At 59.9% G+C, this 18,369-nt stretch carries 20 protein-coding genes; 15 read left to right on the top strand and 5 right to left on the bottom strand.

What is annotated here, in order from left to right; all coding sequences use genetic code 11:
• Window positions 1–21 precede the first annotated feature (21 nt).
• Window positions 22–1,812: a DUF2357 domain-containing protein gene (locus C1N84_RS02865; protein WP_394541719.1), complete on the top strand. Its 1,791-nt coding sequence runs from the start codon at window positions 22–24 to the stop codon at window positions 1,810–1,812.
• A gap of 252 nt (window positions 1,813–2,064) precedes the next feature.
• On the opposite strand, the gene C1N84_RS02870 is transcribed toward C1N84_RS02865, so the two are convergent.
• Genes C1N84_RS02870 through C1N84_RS02880 form a run of 3 tightly spaced genes read right to left on the bottom strand, consistent with a single transcriptional unit; the run spans window position 2,065 to window position 3,616 of the window.
• Window positions 2,065–2,343 carry an ogr/Delta-like zinc finger family protein gene (locus tag C1N84_RS02870; protein ID WP_394541720.1) on the bottom strand — a complete coding sequence of 93 codons (279 nt, stop codon included), beginning with the start codon at window positions 2,341–2,343 and terminating at the stop codon, window positions 2,065–2,067.
• Window positions 2,343–2,894, bottom strand: coding sequence for a phage polarity suppression protein (locus C1N84_RS02875; protein ID WP_394541721.1), 552 nt, complete (start codon window positions 2,892–2,894; stop codon window positions 2,343–2,345). Before C1N84_RS02875 ends, C1N84_RS02870 begins: the two co-directional genes overlap by 1 nt.
• Window positions 2,891–3,616, bottom strand: coding sequence for a phage polarity suppression protein (locus C1N84_RS02880; RefSeq protein ID WP_394541722.1), 726 nt, complete (start codon window positions 3,614–3,616; stop codon window positions 2,891–2,893). Before C1N84_RS02880 ends, C1N84_RS02875 begins: the two co-directional genes overlap by 4 nt.
• Window positions 3,617–4,162: 546 nt before the next feature.
• Here C1N84_RS02880 and C1N84_RS02885 point away from each other — a divergent pair.
• From C1N84_RS02885 to C1N84_RS02920, 8 genes are all read left to right on the top strand, one after another.
• Window positions 4,163–4,429: a helix-turn-helix transcriptional regulator gene (locus tag C1N84_RS02885; protein ID WP_088516838.1), complete on the top strand. Its 267-nt coding sequence runs from the start codon at window positions 4,163–4,165 to the stop codon at window positions 4,427–4,429.
• A complete protein-coding gene (locus tag C1N84_RS02890) occupies window positions 4,426–4,635 on the top strand; it encodes a hypothetical protein (RefSeq protein ID WP_058781897.1) in 210 nt (69 codons plus the stop codon). The genes C1N84_RS02885 and C1N84_RS02890 overlap by 4 nt, the downstream gene beginning before the upstream one ends.
• A 7-nt stretch (window positions 4,636–4,642) precedes the next feature.
• Window positions 4,643–5,182 (top strand): host cell division inhibitor Icd-like protein, encoded by a 540-nt coding sequence (locus tag C1N84_RS02895; protein ID WP_394541723.1) that lies wholly within the window; start codon window positions 4,643–4,645, stop codon window positions 5,180–5,182.
• Window positions 5,179–5,403, top strand: coding sequence for a hypothetical protein (locus C1N84_RS02900; protein ID WP_394541724.1), 225 nt, complete (start codon window positions 5,179–5,181; stop codon window positions 5,401–5,403). Before C1N84_RS02895 ends, C1N84_RS02900 begins: the two co-directional genes overlap by 4 nt.
• Window positions 5,400–5,723 (top strand): DUF5375 domain-containing protein, encoded by a 324-nt coding sequence (locus tag C1N84_RS02905; protein WP_394541725.1) that lies wholly within the window; start codon window positions 5,400–5,402, stop codon window positions 5,721–5,723. Before C1N84_RS02900 ends, C1N84_RS02905 begins: the two co-directional genes overlap by 4 nt.
• Before the next feature lie 11 nt (window positions 5,724–5,734).
• Window positions 5,735–8,071 carry a phage/plasmid primase, P4 family gene (locus C1N84_RS02910; RefSeq protein WP_394541726.1) on the top strand — a complete coding sequence of 779 codons (2,337 nt, stop codon included), beginning with the start codon at window positions 5,735–5,737 and terminating at the stop codon, window positions 8,069–8,071.
• 584 nt (window positions 8,072–8,655) lie between these two features.
• Window positions 8,656–9,534: an AraC family transcriptional regulator gene (locus C1N84_RS02915; RefSeq protein WP_058771418.1), complete on the top strand. Its 879-nt coding sequence runs from the start codon at window positions 8,656–8,658 to the stop codon at window positions 9,532–9,534.
• A gap of 143 nt (window positions 9,535–9,677) precedes the next feature.
• Entirely contained in the window at window positions 9,678–10,007 is a 330-nt protein-coding gene (locus C1N84_RS02920) for a DUF1493 family protein (protein WP_058757234.1), read from the top strand.
• Between the two features lie 38 nt (window positions 10,008–10,045).
• On the opposite strand, the gene C1N84_RS02925 is transcribed toward C1N84_RS02920, so the two are convergent.
• Complete coding sequence (locus C1N84_RS02925) at window positions 10,046–10,825, bottom strand: NAD(P)H-dependent oxidoreductase (protein WP_264441973.1); 780 nt, start codon at window positions 10,823–10,825, stop codon at window positions 10,046–10,048.
• Between the two features lie 90 nt (window positions 10,826–10,915).
• Here C1N84_RS02925 and C1N84_RS02930 point away from each other — a divergent pair, with 90 nt between their 5' ends.
• From C1N84_RS02930 to C1N84_RS02945, 4 genes are all read left to right on the top strand, one after another.
• Window positions 10,916–11,806: a LysR family transcriptional regulator gene (locus tag C1N84_RS02930; protein ID WP_264441974.1), complete on the top strand. Its 891-nt coding sequence runs from the start codon at window positions 10,916–10,918 to the stop codon at window positions 11,804–11,806.
• Between the two features lie 160 nt (window positions 11,807–11,966).
• Window positions 11,967–12,836, top strand: a complete 870-nt coding sequence (locus C1N84_RS02935; protein WP_264441975.1) for an SDR family oxidoreductase — start codon at window positions 11,967–11,969, stop codon at window positions 12,834–12,836.
• A gap of 44 nt (window positions 12,837–12,880) precedes the next feature.
• Entirely contained in the window at window positions 12,881–14,059 is a 1,179-nt protein-coding gene (locus C1N84_RS02940) for an arabinose transporter (protein ID WP_264441976.1), read from the top strand.
• Between the two features lie 79 nt (window positions 14,060–14,138).
• Entirely contained in the window at window positions 14,139–15,185 is a 1,047-nt protein-coding gene (locus tag C1N84_RS02945) for a DUF1176 domain-containing protein (RefSeq protein WP_264441977.1), read from the top strand.
• Between the two features lie 33 nt (window positions 15,186–15,218).
• Here C1N84_RS02945 and C1N84_RS02950 read toward each other — a convergent pair whose 3' ends face one another.
• On the bottom strand, window positions 15,219–15,839 hold the full coding sequence (locus C1N84_RS02950; RefSeq protein WP_264441978.1) for a TetR/AcrR family transcriptional regulator: 621 nt from the start codon (window positions 15,837–15,839) through the stop codon (window positions 15,219–15,221).
• Window positions 15,840–16,162: 323 nt separating this feature from the next.
• On the opposite strand from C1N84_RS02950, the gene C1N84_RS02955 reads away from it, so the two are divergent.
• Window positions 16,163–17,302: an MFS transporter gene (locus C1N84_RS02955; protein WP_264443584.1), complete on the top strand. Its 1,140-nt coding sequence runs from the start codon at window positions 16,163–16,165 to the stop codon at window positions 17,300–17,302.
• Window positions 17,303–17,372: 70 nt separating this feature from the next.
• Window positions 17,373–18,326, top strand: a complete 954-nt coding sequence (locus tag C1N84_RS02960) for an alpha/beta fold hydrolase (protein WP_276557009.1) — start codon at window positions 17,373–17,375, stop codon at window positions 18,324–18,326.
• Window positions 18,327–18,369: the final 43 nt, after the last annotated feature.

Here is an 18,369-nt window from a genome sequence, read left to right on the forward strand (position 1 = left end):
GCACGGAAAGGGAGCACGTTTGTGCTCCAATTTATAGATGATGCTCAAAACCCTGCACCTTATCTTCTCGAAGATGAAGCTGTGATTGTAAAATTAAGGAGTAAAAAAGATTATTCGCGTGTTACGTTATATTTGCACGAGAATGAGATGGATTATACACAGTGTGAATATGATTCGGTTTTATGTGAATGGGTCTACTCATGGATTCCTAAGCGATATAAAGGAAGCTTTTATGAAAGTTTTTTTCATAATTTCTTTGGGATGGCTGAGTTGACTGTTGTTTTGTCTAATGACAGTGAAAATAAATACGTGAGTTTTGAGCGTTTAGACGTTTTGGCGAAAAAAATAAATGCTAGTCGTGTAGAAAATATGTTGTCGTTTCTGTCTAAGCATAATAGCGATGCGTTGTGCGCTTTTTTTAGAGTTACGAGAAGGAATGCTGGGTATCAAAGTGGTGATACGCCTGCAGATATTTTTTTAGAATGGATTGAGCATAACGCCAACTTACTAAATAAGTTAGTCGATGATGTAATCGTAGAACCAGTAACCAAACTAATTTCAACTTATAAAATAATAACGCCAACATCTAGCTCAAACATAGATGACAGAACTTTGGCATGGCTCTGTGACAATACCGAAGAATTGTTCGAGGTTGATGATGAGTTAGGTGCAATTATTCATTTTGATGATAGTTATTATGGCAGTGCTAAAATTAGGGAGAATGTTCTAATAGATGACACCGACATATATGAAAACCAAGTTATTCATGGTTTTGTACACACGCTTAAAATTGCTGTTTCAAGCTTGTTAGCAGGTTATGATACCGATTCATCATACAAGGAAGTCAGGATTGTAAATGAGGGTTATGTCAGCTTTTACAATCAGGTCAAGGTATTCCAACGCAGGATAAATGAACGCAAAATAATCAAGTGCAATGAAGTTTTATTCTTATTGAATTTAATCCAAAATAAAATAAAAAAAACAATACCAGTCAAAAGGAAGGTGGTAGGAGTTCCTTCTTTAACAATGAAGGCTAAATACAATCGAGCTTATCTTGCTATTTTTAATAAGGTAATAAGTTGGTATCGGTTTGGGAGTCCAGATTGGAGTAAGCAAGATGAACTTTTGTCAATTAAAAGTATACCTAAGTTATTTGAGTATTATTGTTTGTTTTATCTAAAGGAACAGTTGGATAATGTTTTGAAAGTGCAACCTTTATTAGAGGGTAATGGGGGAGAGCTGAGTTTTTCTTATCATATTGACGGATGTGAGCTTTCTCTACAATATGAGCCTAAGTATTGGATGCCTCTAAATAAAAATGCGGTCTCAGAGGATTTGGTTAATACAGAAGCTTGGAGTTACTATAATGATGCTTTGCGTGAAAGGGGGCATCATAACAAGTTTTCACATCGTTCCCCTGATTACGTTATCAAAGCCAGGAAAGATAATGATGTTGTTCATTATGTCTTGGATGCAAAATACACAACTCCTAAAAAGGCTTTTGCTCATTATTTGCCTGAATTAACATTGAAATACATGCATGGGTTACATAAAAGAAATGGTGAAAGTTCTTTTTTAGGGCTAACTATAATCGCTCCTGATGAACAGTCGCAAGTCAATCATTATCATGGGGAGGCTTTTAACTTATTATCATCTAATCCAGTAATACCTGCCTTGAACATAGCTTTAGTAAGTCCTGGTGATGAATTTTTAATGGATGGTGCATTTGAAAGGGTTGTTGAAAGAGTGGTGCATTTATTGCTAGAAAAAGTTTCACCTGAATATAACGTTCATCTAATGAGATTAGCATAGTTCCTTGATGCAAAGTCATGGCGCGCGCTCGTACCCCCGCCACGCCTGCCCGCTTTATGCAGTGGTTTTCATGCACCTGCATGAATGGTGCCGAGCCGCACCCGGCATGGCCTGAGCGGACATAAGCGAGGTGCAAAAACTCATGCGTTTTCATGCAGCATAGACATGCACTCAAGAGCAGAGAGGCCAGCCAGGAAAAAGAGGCGTGAAAAAACCGGCGCAGTGGCCGGCTCAGGGAAGGATCGGACGGCTTCAGGCAGGTGACTGCTGCCGGCTGGACAGTTTACTGGCAGAACCGTAGCGGCCCAGCGTCTGCGGCTGGCGCGCCGCGCTCAGCGCTTCCGTTTTGGGTTCCGGCCCGGCAGGCTTCTGCGGCTTCACGATGATTTTCTCGACGCTCTCCAGGGCGGTGAACGTGCAGGAGCAGTCGAGTTTCTGGCACTGATACCAGGTGCGCTTGACGGTCGCAGACTCGTAGGCGCTGGTGCGTGTGTGTGCGGTGGTGCCGCACTCCGGGCATTTCAGGGCCATTACGCGTCCTCCTGCGGCAGCCGGCTGAGGCGCTGCGTAAAGCGCTGGTGTTGTGCCGGCGTGTAGCTGCCCTCACAGTCGCGCATCATCCCGGCTTCCGGATAGAGGCCCGTTTCGGCCAGCGCGTCCTGATAAGCCGCTGCCACCGCCGGGCGCGCACGCTGCACCTCACGGGCCACGGCGCTGCGCAGCAGCCGGGCGGCTACCTCCAGCCCGCCGGGGCCGTTTAGGAACGGGGCCAGCGCCGAAGTCAGCGCCGGGCCGTGCTCGCGCATAAAGGCGCTGAGCGCGTCCTCCGTGCAGGCTTCCAGCACAATCCGCTGCGCATATACGCCCTCTCGGGCGGCGCAGTTAATCTGCCAGTCCAGCACCGCGATGCGCTCGCGCAGCGCCGGCACCCGTTCACTGTAATCAGCCTGCTTTTCACCGGCCGACAGCAGGGCGCTGAGCGCCGTTTCCGCGTCCTGACGCGCGGTCAGGTGCGCCTGCCACCGGCTGCGGGCGGCGCGAAACTGGTCCAGCGCCTGTGCGGGTGTGGTTGCAACGGTCATTGTGCCTGCTCCTTCTGCACCATTTCGCGGCGGACCAGCATTCTGTGACGCGCTGCGGGCGAGGGGCTTTTTCTGAAGTCTTCGTGCGCCCCGCGCGCCGGGAAGATACCCGCCAGCTTAAATACGGCGTCTTCCTCCGGCAGGGCGTCGCGCATCAGCGCCGGGTCGGTGATGTGGCGCGTGATAAAATTTTTCAGCACCGTTTCCGGATCGTTAACGGCGTGCACCGTGCCGGTTCCGTCGCTGGCCTGGCGCCCCAGCGTGATTTTTAGCAGGCTCAGCGTCTGAATCAGCTGCCGGCCGTGCGCCTCCATAAACGCCTGCCAGAGCTGCATGGCGCGAAGGTTCACCAGGTCATTGTGGGCGCTGATGTAGTCTCTGGCGAGGTCGGCCGTCTCCCACGGCAGGCGCTCATTTTCCTGCGCGTGCAGCGCCAGCAGGGCGTCGAACTCCTCCAGCGCCTCGCGGTCCAGCGCCACCTCCGCGCGCAGCTTCTTCATCTCCGGCGTCATCACGCCGCCGCTCTCGCGGAACAGCCGCCGCCATTCGTCGTTCTGTGCGGCCGCGTTCGTCTCGGTTTCGGCGCGGCGCTGACGGATGGTGTTCCCCTGTGAGGCGGCGGCCTCCTGCTTACTGCGTGCATCAAGCCATGCGGCCTTTGCGGTGCTGACTTTTTCCAGCGCGGCCTGCGTGCTGGCGGGAAAGGCGGTGATATCGGTCATAACGGGTTCCTGTCAGGTCGGTTTTTGTAAGTCAATTGTGCCGGGGCTGGCACAGGCGCTGCTACCTGACGGCGTTGTGTGACGGACCAGACAAAAGCTTTCCTTCTGGCGAGCCAGGAAAAGGTCTCACGAAAGCCTGTTATCCGATTTCAGTTTTATATAAATCCTTCACCATCCTTCACTTGAAAGAAAAAGAGAGTAAATACAGTAAATTAAGTGGTGAAGAATCAGATAATGATTGTTCACCCGCTGTTCACCATTCTTCACCAGCCTGATTCCGGCGACCCGGAATGATTAATGTTTATTGCTATTAATAAATTATTTTTGAGAGTCTGAGGCTATATGAAAAGCCGGGCCCGGCACTATCTGGTACTACCCGTTACTACTCGTTAAGAGTGGTTAACACTGTGCGAAATTCAGGCAGATTGTGTCAGCCACAGCACGCGGCCGCCCTGTTGCGCTGGCCGTAAATATGCTGAAAATAAAGCGCTACCCGACGCTGCACGTAACCGTGCGGCACTTAATGGACTCAGAAAGAGGTAGCTTATGCACACGGCTTTATCCGCGCACTCATCCGCCCCGGCGGCCCCCGTTATGCCGGCCATTGCCCCGGTTCAGGAGCGCTTTATGCGCCTGCCGGAGGTTATTCACGTCTGCGGCCTGTCCCGCTCGACCATTTACGACCTCATCAGCCGCAGCGCCTTCCCGGCGCAGGTGTCGCTCGGCGGCAAGAACGTGGCGTGGATGGCAAGTGAGGTCAGCGCCTGGATGAACGAACGCATCGCCGCGCGCGGTCAGGAGCGTGCAGCATGATCCGGCTGAACATTGGCGGCACGTCGCACGACCTGTCCGTGGAGGACGCAAAGCAGCTGGCGCTGGCCATTGCCGCTGAGGTGGATATGCCGGGCCAGCCGCAGCGCTTTCGCGGCACGGGCATCGCCTTCAGCATTGAGCGCAGCACGGCCCCAGCAGACCCGCAGTCTCCTTCCCGCGCCGGCATCACCCTCACGAACTGCTGAGGTGCGTATGTCGCTCGCTTCCCTCACTCCCGGCTTGCGCGCCGGGGGCTTTCCCTGGTACAGTAATTCCGCTGCCGCAAAATCGGCAGCCGGGATTGGCGTCCTGAGCAACTCAATGGCGACACCAGACGCGCCTTGCGTCTTTTTTTGTGTCTTAGCCTCAGTGCACCCATTTTTCGGGCGGCGGTTGTGTTTACGCTGTGCCTGTCGAGTAATGGTGGCCCGGGCGGGGGCTTCTCACGAAGCGCCGGTATCCATTGAGGCCGGTTACGCCAACCCCGTTCGGGCTACCACCAGTGAAATTGGCGTTTCCGGTGGTGGCGTTAACCGCTACTCAGTGGAGACTGCCCTTATGGCTACCGTCTTTCATTCCCCGCACCCTCAGTTTGTCTTCGTTTTCGCCGCCGTGCGCCGCTGTGAGCGTCACAGCCGCGTGCTGATGCTTCGTGCCACCGCCGCAGACGAGCACGCCGCGCGCCGGCTGCTTGCCCGCGACTACGTGCTGTCTTTTGCCTGCCGCCTGCCGGTGACGGAGGTGAGCGCATGAGCCCCATTACGATTTCCGACAACGACCTGATGCGCCTGGAGCACCTGCGCAACGCCGGGCGCTTCGTGTCCGACATGACCCGGCTTCAGGACTGCCACGAAGCGCCGCCGCCCGCGCAGCGCGCGCAGCTGGCCTCGCTGGTCTTCCTCATCACCGAACAGCTCGACGGCGTGGTAGCCCGCTGCCACGACAGCCTGATGAACAACGGAGTGACATCATGAAAATCCGCACGCTTTCCCCCGACCTCCGCGCCGCGCTGAGCCGCCGCGCGGTCGCCTGCGCCTGGCTCACCCTGTGCCGCGAGCAGCAGCGCTACCCCGGCCTGACGCTGGCGCGCCTTGAGCACGCCATCGAGACCGAGCTGGAGGGGTTCTATCTGCACCAGCACGGCCGCCGGCGCGGGCAGGAGATTGCCTGCGCCCTGCTGGACGACCTGCTGGCCGCCGGGCCGCTGAAGTCGGCCCCGTGCCTGAGCTTTTTAGGCCAGGTGGTGATGGACGAGCTGAGCGGGCGCATTCACGACGCGCGGCCGCTGCACTGAGGGACAACCGAATGAAAATGACCGTATCAGACGCGGCGAAGGCCGCGCGGGGCCAATGGCCCCGCATCCTGCCCGCGCTGGGCGTGAAGGTGGTTAAAAACCGCCACATGCCGTGCCCGGTGTGCGGCGGAACAGACCGCTTCCGCTTTGACGACCAGGAGGGGCGCGGCACCTGGTTCTGCAACCAGTGCGGGGCCGGCGACGGCATGGACCTGGTGAGAAAGGCGCTCAGCATTAACCTGACCGAAGCCGCCGAACGCGTGAACGCCCTGACCGGCAGCCTGCCGCCGGCGGATGCGTCCGCTGACTCTGTCGCTGAGGCCGGGGATAAGGACGCCGCCCGCGCCGCCGCCGCGACGCTCGCGGAGCAGCTGGTCAGCGCCGCGCAGGAGGTCAGCAGTAATGCCTACCTGTCGTGTAAGGGCTGGCCGGCGCAGCGCAGCCTGACGCTCGCGAAGCCGCAGAAAGTGGCCCTGACGACCTTCCGTCCCGGCGACCTTATCGTGCCGTTGCAGGACATGGCCGGCGCGCTGGTCAACGTGCAGCTGATTAACGCGGAGGGCGTCAAGCGCACCCTGAAGGGGGGACAGGTAAAGGGGGCGCGCCACGTGTTCGGCAGCGACGGCAGTAATGGCAGGCGCATCTGGCTGGCCGAGGGCTTTGCCACCGGCCTGACGGTGCACAACCTGACTGGTGACGAGGTGTGGGTTGCGCTGTCGTCCGCGAACCTTCTTTCCCTGGCCGGCCTCGCCCGTGAAAAGCACCCGTCGCTGCCGCTGGTGATTGCCGCCGACCGCGACCTGAGCGGCGACGGTCAGCGCAAAGCGCAGCAGGCCGCCGCGGCCTGCAACGGAGCCGTGGCGCTGCCGCCGGTGTTCGGCGACTGGAACGACGCGTATATACAGCACGGTGAAGCCGCAATCCGGCAGGCGCTGACGGAGGCCGCCGCGCCGCCCGCTGCCAGCCCGTTTGACGTCATGAGCGAGGCGGAGTTTTCGGCCATGAGCGCCAGCGAAAAGGCGGAGCGCGTGGCGGAGCACTACCGCAGCAGTCTGGCCGTGGACGCCAGCGGGGAAATTCTCTGCCGCTACGAGGCCGGGGCGTGGAAGGTGATTTCCGGCAACCAGTTCGGGCGAGACGTGGCGAAGCTGTTCCAGCGCCTGCGCGCGCCGTTCTCGGCGGGCAAGGTGGCGGGCGTGGTGGACACGCTGAAGCTGATGCTGCCCCAGCAGGCCGCGCCGCAGCGCCAGCTTATCGGCTTTCGCAACGGCGTGCTTGACACCCGCACCGGCGCGTTCAGCCCGCACCGCCGGGAAAACTGGCTGCGCACCGTCAGCGACGTGGACTACACCCGCCCGGTGGCGGGCGAAACGCTGGAGCACCACGCGCCGCACTTCTGGCAGTGGCTCGACCGCGCCGCCGGACGCAGCGCGGAGAAGCGCGACATCATTCTGGCTGCGCTGTTCATGGTGCTGGCGAACCGCTACGACTGGCAGCTGTTTCTTGAGGTCACCGGCCCCGGCGGCAGCGGCAAGAGCATCATGGCGGAAATCGCCACCATGCTGGCCGGGCCGGACAACGCCGTGTCGGCCACCATCGAAACGCTGGAATCCTCGCGCGAGCGCGCGTCCGTTATCGGCTATTCGCTCATCCGCCTGCCCGATCAGGAGAAGTGGAGCGGCGACGGCGCGGGCATCAAGGCGATTACCGGCGGCGACGCGGTATCGGTGGACCCGAAGTACAGGGACGCCTACTCGACCCACATTCCGGCGGTGATTCTGGCCGTGAACAACAACCCGATGCGCTTCACCGACCGCAGCGGCGGCGTGTCCCGTCGCCGGGTGATCCTGCACTTCCCGGAAATCATCCCGGCGAACGAGCGCGACCCGCAGCTGAAGGAGAAGATACAGAACGAGCTGGCCGTTATCGTCCGCCAGCTGATGCAGCGGTTCAGCCAGCCGCAGGACGCCCGCACGCTGCTTCAGTCGCAGCAGAACTCCGGCGAGGCGATGCGCATCAAGCGCGACGCCGACCCGATGGTGGACTTCTGCGGCTACCTGTTTGCGACGGCTGAGCCAAACGGCCTGCACATGGGCAACGCCAGCATCCGCCCCCTGCAGCCGAAGCGCTACCTGTATCACGCCTATCTGGCCTACATGGAGGCGAACGGCTACCGTAACCCGCTCAGCATGAAGTCGTTTAGCCAGGCGCTGGAAAGCATCCTGCGCGAGTACGGGCTGAACTACCTGAAGCGGCGCACGAAGTCAGGCATCCAGACCAACCTTGACCTGACCGATGAAAGCAGCGCCGACTGGCTGCCAAAATGCGACGACCCGGCAGCAGCCTGACTGACCCGAACCGGCGAAAGCCGGTTTTTTTACGCCCATGCTTCATCGCCGGTGAAGAATATGCATCACCCTTCACCCACTCATCATCACTTAACATACTGTTTAATATAAATAAAATTGAAAGGTGTAGAGTATGAAGGATTATTTATAAAATCTTTTTTATTTGGCTATTCCGGTTAGGTTCCGTTTTACGGAACCTAACCGGAATAGATTTCCAATGAAAGTTAGATAAGACGATTGGCAGCGAATCGGGCGAAATATGAAAAATAATTTGGGGGCACAAAAAGGGGCACTTAAAGGTTTTGCTTTTATTTTTGTTTTGTTAGACAGATGTTTGCATTGCCTTTCGAGTCCGGCCTTCGCACCATTTAGCATTAACCGTTCATCTATCCTATTTAGTGCCTAAAAAGCATGAATCCCGAACCTGCTACGCCCTCAAATAATCGCGCAATTTAAGCGCATAATCACCCCCGCTGATTCACAGCAAAAATCATCACCGCGCTTTACTCTCCCTCAAAACTCCGCAAGATCCATCAGGCCCACTCCCAGCCACAAGGGCATACTCATTCCCCAGAGAGGATGCTATGCCAGTAAACAAAAACCATCACCGCGAGACCTACCGCAAGCGCTTTGACAAGGTGTTCGACTATATCGAACGCCATCTTGATGAAGCGTTGCTGCTGGAGCAACTGAGTGAAGTGGCGCACTTTTCGCCGTACCACTTTCACCGCCAGTTCAGCGCCTGGTGCGGCATGCCGCCGGGGCGTTACATCCAGCTGATGCGGCTCAAACGGGCGTCGTACCGGCTGGCATTCAATCCGCACGAGAAAATCATTGAGATTGCGCTCGATGCCGGTTTTCAGCATGCCGAATCATTCAGTCGCGCCTTTAAGCAGGTATTTGACGTGACGCCGAGTGAATTTCGTCAGCAGCCGGTGTGGATGACCTGGCATCAGCGCATGCCTCAGCCACCCGTCAAACGGAGAGAGAGTATGTCAGTTGAGATTAAAATGTTTCCCACCACGCCGGTGGCGATGCTCACGCATAATGGCGATCCGCAGCGCATCAACGAAACGGCGGCACAGTTTATTGCCTGGCGCAAAAGCAGCGGCGCGTCGCCGGTGCGCAGCAGCCAGACGTTCGGCGTCGCGCCGCACGATCCGGCCAGCACGCCAGCCGGGGATTTTCAGTATCACCTTTGCGGTTCGGTGACCACACCGATTAACGAAGACAACGCCTTTGGCGTCGTCAACAGCACCATTCCCGGCGGACGCTACGCGGTGCTGCGTCATCACGGCTCGCACAGCGCTCTGACCGAGCTGGCGCGTTCGCTCTACAGCGAATGGCTGCCGGCCAGCGGTGAAGAGCTGCGCGATTTCCCGCTGTTCTTCCACTATCACAACTTCGTGCATGAAGTGGCGGAACACGAATTGCTGACGGATATCTATCTGCCGCTTAAGTGATAAGGGTCCCGGTAGCAATGGCTACCGGGATTTTTATGCAGGATTGCGATACGTATTCACGGCTGACATTTTTTTCCTCCTGCCTCGCGGCAAGGCATGGCAAAATGCCCTGCGATCCTACCAGCACAGGCGAAGAGGCGACGATGACAGAGCAACTCGAACAGCGTATCTATGAACTGGTGCGGCGCTATGACGGCGTGTATCTGTTCAAGCAGAAAACGCTCACGCCGCAGATTGATATCGACAGCGATCTCAACTTCGAGCGCGACGAAGCCGCCGCGCTGATGGAGGAGTTTTTCAGCGAGTTCGCGGTCGATCGCGCGAATTTCGCAATTGAAACCTACTACCCGGACGAACCGTCGCTGGCGCAAATCCTCAACCCGTTCAACAAGCGTGAAGTGCCGGTGGTGCCGGATTTCACGCTGGGCATGCTGATTGCGTCGGCGCAGGCGGGACGCTGGCTGTTTGAATAATGCGGCAGCGCGCCGCTGCGGGTTTGGCGGCCTGCGGCTCAGCGCGCCACGTGCACGCCAAATCCGCGCTCGCCTTCCGCAAGATCCTCGCGCAGCGTCAGCGCCGGAATCGCATATTCACCGCCGTTCTGGCGACGGAAGGCAATCGGTTGATCCTGCGCTAAGCGATCCAGTCGTTGCGCCAGCGCGGCGCACCAGCCAGCATAGCGTTCCTGCGCCGACTTCTGCACGCGATACAACACAAGCGGTGGTAAAACGCTGAAGCCGGGATAGAACAGCATGCCGTGCTGGATCGGGAACAGCAGATCCTCAATCGGGCCGTTGATGCCGCGCGGCGCGTAGTGCGACTCCCAGCCGCCGGTGGTCACCACCAGCATGGCGCGCTTGCCGGCGAGCGTGCCTTCGCCGTAGCGATCGCCCCAGTGATGATCGTTGTGCTCGCCGACGCCATAGGCAAAACCGTTGGCATACACGCGATCAAACCAGCCTTTCATGATCGCCGGCATCGAAAACCACCACAGCGGAAACTGAAAAATCACCGTGTCTGCCCAGCGCAGCTTCTCCTGCTCGGTGGCAATGTCCGCTGCCTGCAGCTGGTTGTCGTAGGCGAAACGCGAATCCAGCGTGGCATCAAAATGCGCGCCCACCGGGGGCGCCAGTGTGTCGGCGGCATCCAGCGGCGCTTTCCACTGCATGGCGTACAGATCTGAAACCTGCACCTGATGGCCCGCCTGCTGCAGATGATTCACGGCAAAGTCTTTCAGCGATCCATTCAGCGAGCGGGGTTCCGGATGGGCATACACAATTAAAACATTCATGGCGGTATCCTGTGAGATGAAAACCGCTGCAGGTTAAGCCAGCGCTGGCTATAGTAGAAATCAATTACTAATATCTCAGGTATAGCTAGCATGAATATGCACTCGCTGGATTTGAATCTGCTGCACACCTTAGACGTGCTGCTGGTGGAGCAGAACGTGACGCGCGCGGCGCAGCGCCTCAATCTGTCGCAGCCGTCGGTAAGCGCTCAGCTGGCGCGCCTGCGGGTGCTGTTTGACGATCCGCTGCTGTTGCCCGGTCCGCGCGGCATGTTGCCCACCGCCCGCGCCGAGGCCCTGCGCGAACCGCTGCGTCTGGCGCTGGAAGCGCTGGAGCGCGCGGTGGCACCGCCGGCAGCGTTCGATCCGGCGCGCGCGGAGCTCACCTGGCGCATTGCCGCCACCGATTACATGTCATCGGCACTGATCCTGCCGGCGCTGAAACTCATTCGTGAAGCGGCACCGCGCAGCCGCATGGCGGTGTTTGCACTCAATCCGCCACAGGTGGCGCAGCAACTGGAGAAGGGCGAGCTGGATATAGTGTTTCACACCGGCGACAACGCGCCGCCGACGCTGCATCAGCGCCGCTTGTTCAGCGAGCGCTACGTGCTGGCCGGCCGGCACGATCATCCGCAGCTGCAGCAGCCCCTGACGCTGGATCGCTTTTGCCAGCTGGAGTTTGTGATGGTTTCGCCGGATGGCGGCGGCTTCAGTGCAGCCACCGATCGCGCGCTGGCAACGCTCGGCCGCACGCGCCGCGTCGCGCTCTCGGTGCCGCATTTCCTGTTTATGCTCGATACGCTGGCCAACAGTGATTTGGTCGCCGTGCTGCCGGAGCGCCTGGTGCGAAACGCGCCGCAGCTTCGCGTGCTTGCACCGCCGCTGCAGATTGAAGGGTTTGACATCCTGATGCTGTGGCACGAGCGCCTGCATCGCGATCCCGCCCAGCAATGGCTGCGCCAGCAGATTGTGGCGGCGCTGTAAACCTGAACTCTCGCCGAATAAGTCGCGGTCTTCATGCCCTCAGGCCTTATCCGTCAAGGCTTGCTCCTGCATTGCTGATGCGATTAGCGCCACCGCTCCACAGCACGCATCATATCAACACGACGAAACACTCGCGTTTTAACGTGCAGGAGAGAAGACCATGCAGATATTTGTCACCGGGGCCACCGGCTGGGTAGGTTCAGCGGTGGTGGAAGAGTTGATCGCGGCGGGCCATCAGGTGACAGGGCTGGCGCGTTCGGCGGAAAAAGCCGTGGCGCTGGCCGTCACTGGCGCACAGGTTATTCGCGGTTCGCTGGAGGACGCTGACGTACTGCGTGACGCCGCGCAATCCGCGGACGCCATCATTCATACTGCGTTTAACCACGATTTCTCGCGCTTCGTGCAGAACTGCGAGCAGGACCGCCAGGTGATCGAACTGCTCGGCGAGGCGATTGCCGGATCGGATCGCATGCTGCTGGTGACGTCCGGCCTGTCCGGTATGGCGCGCGGGGCGACGGAGCTGGATCAGCCGCAGCCGGTGTCACCGCGTCAGTCGGAAGCGGCGGCGCAGGCGCTGTCGCAGCGCGGCGTGCACGTGGCGACGGTGCGGCTGGCGCCGTCGGTGCATGGCCTCGGCGACCACGGTTTCGTGCCGATTCTGGTGCGGCTGGCGCGTGAGAGCGGGATTTCCGCCTGGTGCGGCAGCGGTGAGAACTGCTGGTCCGGCGTGCACCGTCGCGATGCGGCGCGCGTCTATCGGCTGGCGCTGGAGCAGGGCGTCACCGAACGCGTTTATCACGCGGTGGCCGATGAGGCGGTGCCGTTCCGCGCAATCGCGGAGAAGATTGGACGCCAGCTCGGATTGCCCAGTGGCGAGCGCGACCGGGCTCATTTTGGCTGGTTCGCCAATATGGCGGCGGGCAACATGGCGGTCTCCAGCCAGCGTACGCGCACGCTGCTGGACTGGTCTGCAACCCGCCCGGACCTGCTGAGCGAGCTCGATACGCCTGCCTATTACACCCATCTCTGATATCACGCTGCCGCTGCGCGCGGCAGTTTTTCTGGATTATATCGATGAAAAATAATGTATTTATCACCTTGCTGCCGGTGACGCTGGCGGTGTTTATCGCTTTTCTCACCATGGGGATGCAGCTGCCGGTGCTGCCGCTGCATCTGCAGCAGAACCTCGGCATGGATACGCTGGCGATCGGCACGGTCATCGGCGCGCAGTTTGTCGCGTCGCTGCTGACGCGTTCGTGGGCGGGCAACTTCGCCGATATGCGCGGCGCGAAACGTGCGGTGCTGGCCGGGCTGTTGGTGGTTGCAAGTTCCGGCGTGATCTACCTGATTTCGCTGCTGTTCGTTGATCGGCCTGCCAGCTCGGTGGCCATCCTGCTGCTGGGGCGTGTGGTGCTGGCGCTGGGCGAGAGCCTGCTGGCCACCGGCGCGCTCGGCTGGGGGCTTGGGCTGGTGGGACCGGCCAATGCCGGTAAAGTAATGGCGTGGATCGGTATCGCGATTTACGGCGCCTGGGCGCTGGGTGCGCCGCTGGGCGTGGCGATTTATCACGGCTGGCACTTCACCGGCATCGCCATGGCGATCATCGTGGTACCGCTGCTGCCGCTGATGTTTATCACCCAGGTGCGCGCCGTCGCGCCGACCTCGACCAAACGGACACCGTTCTACAAAGTCATGGGCGCGGTGTGGCGGCCGGGACTGGGTCTGGCGCTCGCCAGCGTCGGTTTTGGCATGATCACCGCGTTTATCGCGCTGCTGTTTGCGGCCAGGGCCTGGGGCAACGCGTCGCTGGCGTTCACCGCGTTTGGCGTGGCGTTTATCGCGGCGCGCCTGTTCTTTGCCCATCTGCCGGATAAGCTGGGCGGCGCGCGCGTCGCGCTGGTATGCGTGCTGATTGAAGCCTGCGGTCAGCTGCTGATTTGGCGCGCTGATGACGCGACGCTGGTTTATCTCGGCGCGGCGCTGACCGGTTTTGGCTATTCGCTGGCCTTTCCGGCGTTCGGCGTGGAAGCGGTACGCCGTGCGCCGCCGCACACCCGCAGTCTGGCGATGGGGGCTTACGTGGCGTTTCTCGATATCGCGCTGGCAGTCACCAGTCCGCTGGCGGGCGCGCTGGCCGCCCACCGCGGCGTGGCTTCGGTGTATCTCGCTGGCGCGATTGCCGTGGCGCTGGCGATGCTGGTGGCGCTGAGCCTGATGGCGCGTCAGCCACAACCACAGGCAGCGATGGAATAAGACCCGCCGCAAAAAATTCACTTCTCCCGCGCCGCAAAAATCATCACACTAGCCACCTTTACCATTAGGGAGAGATGGCATGAAAAGCCGATTGCTGCTGGCGCTGACGCTGTTCGCCAGCCTGAGCACGCCGTTGTGGGCCGACGAAGGCGTCTCGTTTAGCCATAAAGACTGGGAGCTGGCTTGTGATAATACGCTGACCTGCCGCGCCGCCGGCTACAGCGCCGAAGAGGGCGCGGGCGGATCGGTACTGCTGACGCGCGCCGGCGGGCCAGACAGCCTGACGCACGGGCGCGTGGTGCTGGCCGATACCGGCGACGATGATGCGCAGCAGGTAAATGCGCTGGCGCTGTGGATTGACGATCGCGCGCTGGGCGAAGTCAGCAAAGCGGAGAACGATGAGTGGACGCTAAGCGACGCGCAAACCGAGGCGCTGATCGCCGCTATTAAAGGCAGCGCCAGAGTGGAGTTTCGCGGTGCGGCCGAGCCGTTTGAGCTCTCCGGCAACGGGGCCTTTGCCACGCTGTTAAAAATGGATGAGGCGCAGGGACGGCTGAACACGCCGGGCGCGCTGTTGCGCAAGGGTAATCAGCCGGAAGCCAGCGTACCGGCGGCAGTGGCGATGCCGGTGATCCAGCAGGTCCATGTGCTGAAAGCCGCACCGCGCCCGCTGACGCCGGACGAACTGGCACAGGTCAAGCCAAAGCTGATTGCCTCGCTGACCGATGACGACAGCTGTGACAATCTCGCGCCGTCCGACGATCAGCCAGAAGAGGGCGCAGAACCGCCTACGCTGACGCCGGTGGATGCGCAGCACGTGCTGATCGCCGCGCTGTGCTGGCGCGGGGCTTACAACGAAGGCTATGGTTTCTGGCTGCTGGATAACGCGCTGCAGGGCACGCCGCAGCTGATCACCGATTCCGGATCTGATTATCACGACGGCATGATCAGCGAAGCGCAGAAAGGGCGCGGCATTGGCGACTGCTGGAGTACCGCTGCATGGGTGTGGGACGGCCGCCAGTTTGTGCAGAGCAGCGAGGCCACCACCGGCATGTGTCGTGCCATCCGCGCCGGCGGCGCATGGCAGCTGCCAACGCTGGTCACCGAAGTCAAACCGGCGGGGTAATGTTCAGCGTGCGTCGCCAGGCGGCTGGGTCACTTAATCCGTCACGGATTTTGCCGCATCCCACACAGCCATGACGTGGGCGATGGCGGTGTCGATCTGCGCGCCGTTGATGCCATCGCGCACCAGCACCGACACGCCCAGCAGAAAAGCGTCGAGGGCGATGGCGATGGCGGCGGCATCGGTGTCGGCGCGCAGCTCGCCGCTGTCGATGCCGCGCTGCACGCAGGCCGTCATGCCTGCCAGCGTGCGGGCACGTGAGCGCGCCAGCGGCTGCGTGACGTCCGCGTGTTCGGCGGAAGGCGCACTCATCACGCCCAGGCCGACCATACAACCCAGCGGATGGCCGGCCTCACACTGCATGCTGGCAGAGCGCCGCAGCGCGGTCTCCATTGCGGTACGGGGCGGCAGACTGTTATCCCACAGCGACTCCACTACCTGCGCGTAAGTCGACAGATAGCGCTGCACACACTCCTGAAACAGCGCCTGCTTCGAGCCAAAGGCCGCGTAAAAGCTCGGTGCGGAAATACCGCCGGCAATTCCCGCCTTCAGCTGCGTTAACGATGTCGACTCATAGCCGTGCTGCCAGAAAATCTTCATCGCCTGTTCAATGGCCGCATCACGATCGAACGTACGCGGCCGTCCCATGGTGGCCATCTTAGTGCTCCGTTAAGCTCAATGCTTAAATACTAATCGATACATAAGTCGTTGACAATGATCTCGTCCGTCAACTAATGTATCGATCAGTATATATTTGTGCCTGCGGGCGGCGGATAGCGTATCCGCGGTAGTGTGTTCTTAAGCCGTAACGGGTTATCGCACTTCGCCAGTTTATATACTGATCGGTACACATAATTTTAACGACCGGCGCGCGCCTCACCTGCACGCTGATGACATCGGGAACGCTGATTGTGACGACTTTGAATACCGCCGCGGATAAAACCCGGCCGCTACCGCTGGGCGCGCTGCTGGCGCTGGCCATGACCGGTTTTATCTGCATCATCACCGAAACCTTACCGGCCGGACTGCTGCCGCAGATGGCGGCGGGCCTCGGTATTTCCACCGCGCTGGCCGGGCAGACCGTAACCGTTTATGCGCTTGGCTCGCTGCTGGCGGCGATTCCGCTGACCATCGCTACCCAGGGCTGGCGCCGCCGTAACGTGCTGTTGCTGGCTATCGTCGGTTTTCTGATTTTCAACTCCATCACCACGTTCTCGACCCACTTCGCACTGACGCTGGTGGCGCGCTTTTTCGCCGGCGCAGCGGCGGGACTCGCCTGGAGCCTGCTGGCCGGCTATGCGCGGCGCATGGTGCCGGTCCATCAGCAGGGCAAAGCGCTCGCCGTGGCGATGGTCGGCACACCGATTGCGCTGGCGCTGGGCGTTCCCGTCGGCACCTGGCTGGGCACGGCGGTGGGCTGGCGCACGGCGTTCGGCATCATGTCGGCGCTGACGCTGCTGCTGATCGGCTGGGTGCTGCTGCGGGTGCCTGACTATCCGGGACAAAGCAGCGATCAGCGTCTGCCGCTGCACACGGTGTTCATGACGCCAGGCGTGCGCCCGGTGCTGGGCGTGGTGCTGGCGTGGATGACGGCGCACAACATTCTCTACACCTACATTGCGCCGTTTGTTAGCCAGGCGGGTCTCGCCGGGCAGGTGGACAGCGTGCTGCTGGTGTTTGGCATCGCGGCGCTGGCGGCTATCGGCCTGGCCGGTCGCCTCGTCGATCACCACCTGCGCGTCGCCGTGCTCGGCAGTCTGGCGCTGTTTGCGCTGGTCTCGCTGCTGTTCATCTGGCTGGCGCGCTTGCCGCTGCTGGTTTATGTCGGCGTGGCGCTGTGGGGGCTGACGTTTGGCGGGGCGGCCACGCTGCTGCAAACGGCACTGGCGGATGCGGCGGGCGAGGGCGCGGATGTGGCGCTGTCGATGAACGTGGTGGTGTGGAACAGCGCGATTGCCGGCGGCGGTCTGGCCGGTGGCGTGTTGCTTACTCACTGGGGCGTGGCGTCCTTCCCGCTGGCGCTGCTGTTGCTGCTGGCGGTTGGCTTCCTCATCGCACTGCAGGCGCGTCAGCACGGTTTCCAGGCCGGCGCGCGGCACCAGCGCGTACAAGGTCACTGACCAGCCGTGCGTACATGAAAATTTAATTCACTGTTTTAAATGGCATTATCACAAAATGGAGATCAATCACGTGTTCAAAAAATTACTGTTAACCCTGCTGCTCGCCTCGGCCGCGCTGTTTTCCGCCGCCGGCACCGCCGCGGATGAATTCCCGCTGCCCGCCGGTTTCACCAGCAGCTATCAAACTGTGGATGGCGTACGCCTGCATTATGTGAAGGGCGGCAGCGGACCGCTGGTGTATCTGGTGCACGGTTTCGGACAGACGTGGTACGAATGGCACCAGCTGATGCCGGAACTGGCAAAAAACCACACCGTCGTGGCGGTGGATCTGCCGGGGTTGGGGCAGTCTGACGTGCCGCATTCGTATCGCGCCACCGATGTTGCACCGCTGCTTTATCAGCTGGCACAACAGTTCGCCGGCGGCAAAAAGTTCGATCTGGTGGCGCACGATATTGGCATCTGGAATACCTATCCGCTGCTGGTGAAACATCAGGACAACATCCGCCGCGCCATCTTTATGGAAGCGCCGATCCCGGATGAAAGCATCTATCAGTTCCCGGCCTTTACGCCTGAAGGCGAATCCCTGGTGTGGCACTTCAGCTTCTTTGCGGCGCAGGGACAGCTCGCTGAGCAGCTGATCGCCGGTAAAGAGCGCCTGTTCTTCGAGCATTTCATCAAAGAACATGCCGCCAACAAAGCGGTGTTCACCCCGGCGCTGCTCGATCTCTACAGCAAATCCTATGCAAAACCGCACAGCCTGAATGCCGCCTTTGAATATTACCGGGTGCTGAATCAGGGAGTGGCGGACAATAAAGAGCTCTCCCGCGAGAAAATTGCCGTGCCGATGCTGGCGATTGGCGGTGGCGGTCACGGCGGACTGGGTGCCTATGAGCAGCAGGTGGTCAGCCGCTACGCCTCGCAGGTCACCGGCAAAGTGTTACCTGGCTGCGGTCACTGGTTACCTGAAGAGTGCCCGGCGCCGCTGAATGCGGCGGTGATGGAGTTTCTCGCGTCCGGGAAATAACGCGGTGCGCAGGCCAGTTTTAGCGCTGGCCTGCATAGACGTG

Source organism: Pantoea sp. SGAir0418 (assembly GCF_043529865.1).

Coding starts and splice junctions, on each gene's coding strand:
- C1N84_RS02930 (WP_264441974.1), top strand. CDS start 10,916: ATGAATATGCACTCGCTGGATTTGAATCTGCTGCACACCTTAGACGTG.
- C1N84_RS02895 (WP_394541723.1), top strand. CDS start 4,643: ATGTCGCTCGCTTCCCTCACTCCCGGCTTGCGCGCCGGGGGCTTTCCC.
- C1N84_RS02910 (WP_394541726.1), top strand. CDS start 5,735: ATGAAAATGACCGTATCAGACGCGGCGAAGGCCGCGCGGGGCCAATGG.
- C1N84_RS02900 (WP_394541724.1), top strand. CDS start 5,179: ATGAGCCCCATTACGATTTCCGACAACGACCTGATGCGCCTGGAGCAC.
- C1N84_RS02950 (WP_264441978.1), bottom strand. CDS start 15,839: ATGGCCACCATGGGACGGCCGCGTACGTTCGATCGTGATGCGGCCATT.
- C1N84_RS02880 (WP_394541722.1), bottom strand. CDS start 3,616: ATGACCGATATCACCGCCTTTCCCGCCAGCACGCAGGCCGCGCTGGAA.
- C1N84_RS02955 (WP_264443584.1), top strand. CDS start 16,163: ATGACCGGTTTTATCTGCATCATCACCGAAACCTTACCGGCCGGACTG.
- C1N84_RS02875 (WP_394541721.1), bottom strand. CDS start 2,894: ATGACCGTTGCAACCACACCCGCACAGGCGCTGGACCAGTTTCGCGCC.
- C1N84_RS02925 (WP_264441973.1), bottom strand. CDS start 10,825: ATGAATGTTTTAATTGTGTATGCCCATCCGGAACCCCGCTCGCTGAAT.
- C1N84_RS02870 (WP_394541720.1), bottom strand. CDS start 2,343: ATGGCCCTGAAATGCCCGGAGTGCGGCACCACCGCACACACACGCACC.
- C1N84_RS02935 (WP_264441975.1), top strand. CDS start 11,967: ATGCAGATATTTGTCACCGGGGCCACCGGCTGGGTAGGTTCAGCGGTG.
- C1N84_RS02945 (WP_264441977.1), top strand. CDS start 14,139: ATGAAAAGCCGATTGCTGCTGGCGCTGACGCTGTTCGCCAGCCTGAGC.
- C1N84_RS02885 (WP_088516838.1), top strand. CDS start 4,163: ATGCACACGGCTTTATCCGCGCACTCATCCGCCCCGGCGGCCCCCGTT.
- C1N84_RS02940 (WP_264441976.1), top strand. CDS start 12,881: ATGAAAAATAATGTATTTATCACCTTGCTGCCGGTGACGCTGGCGGTG.
- C1N84_RS02890 (WP_058781897.1), top strand. CDS start 4,426: ATGATCCGGCTGAACATTGGCGGCACGTCGCACGACCTGTCCGTGGAG.
- C1N84_RS02920 (WP_058757234.1), top strand. CDS start 9,678: ATGACAGAGCAACTCGAACAGCGTATCTATGAACTGGTGCGGCGCTAT.
- C1N84_RS02915 (WP_058771418.1), top strand. CDS start 8,656: ATGCCAGTAAACAAAAACCATCACCGCGAGACCTACCGCAAGCGCTTT.
- C1N84_RS02905 (WP_394541725.1), top strand. CDS start 5,400: ATGAAAATCCGCACGCTTTCCCCCGACCTCCGCGCCGCGCTGAGCCGC.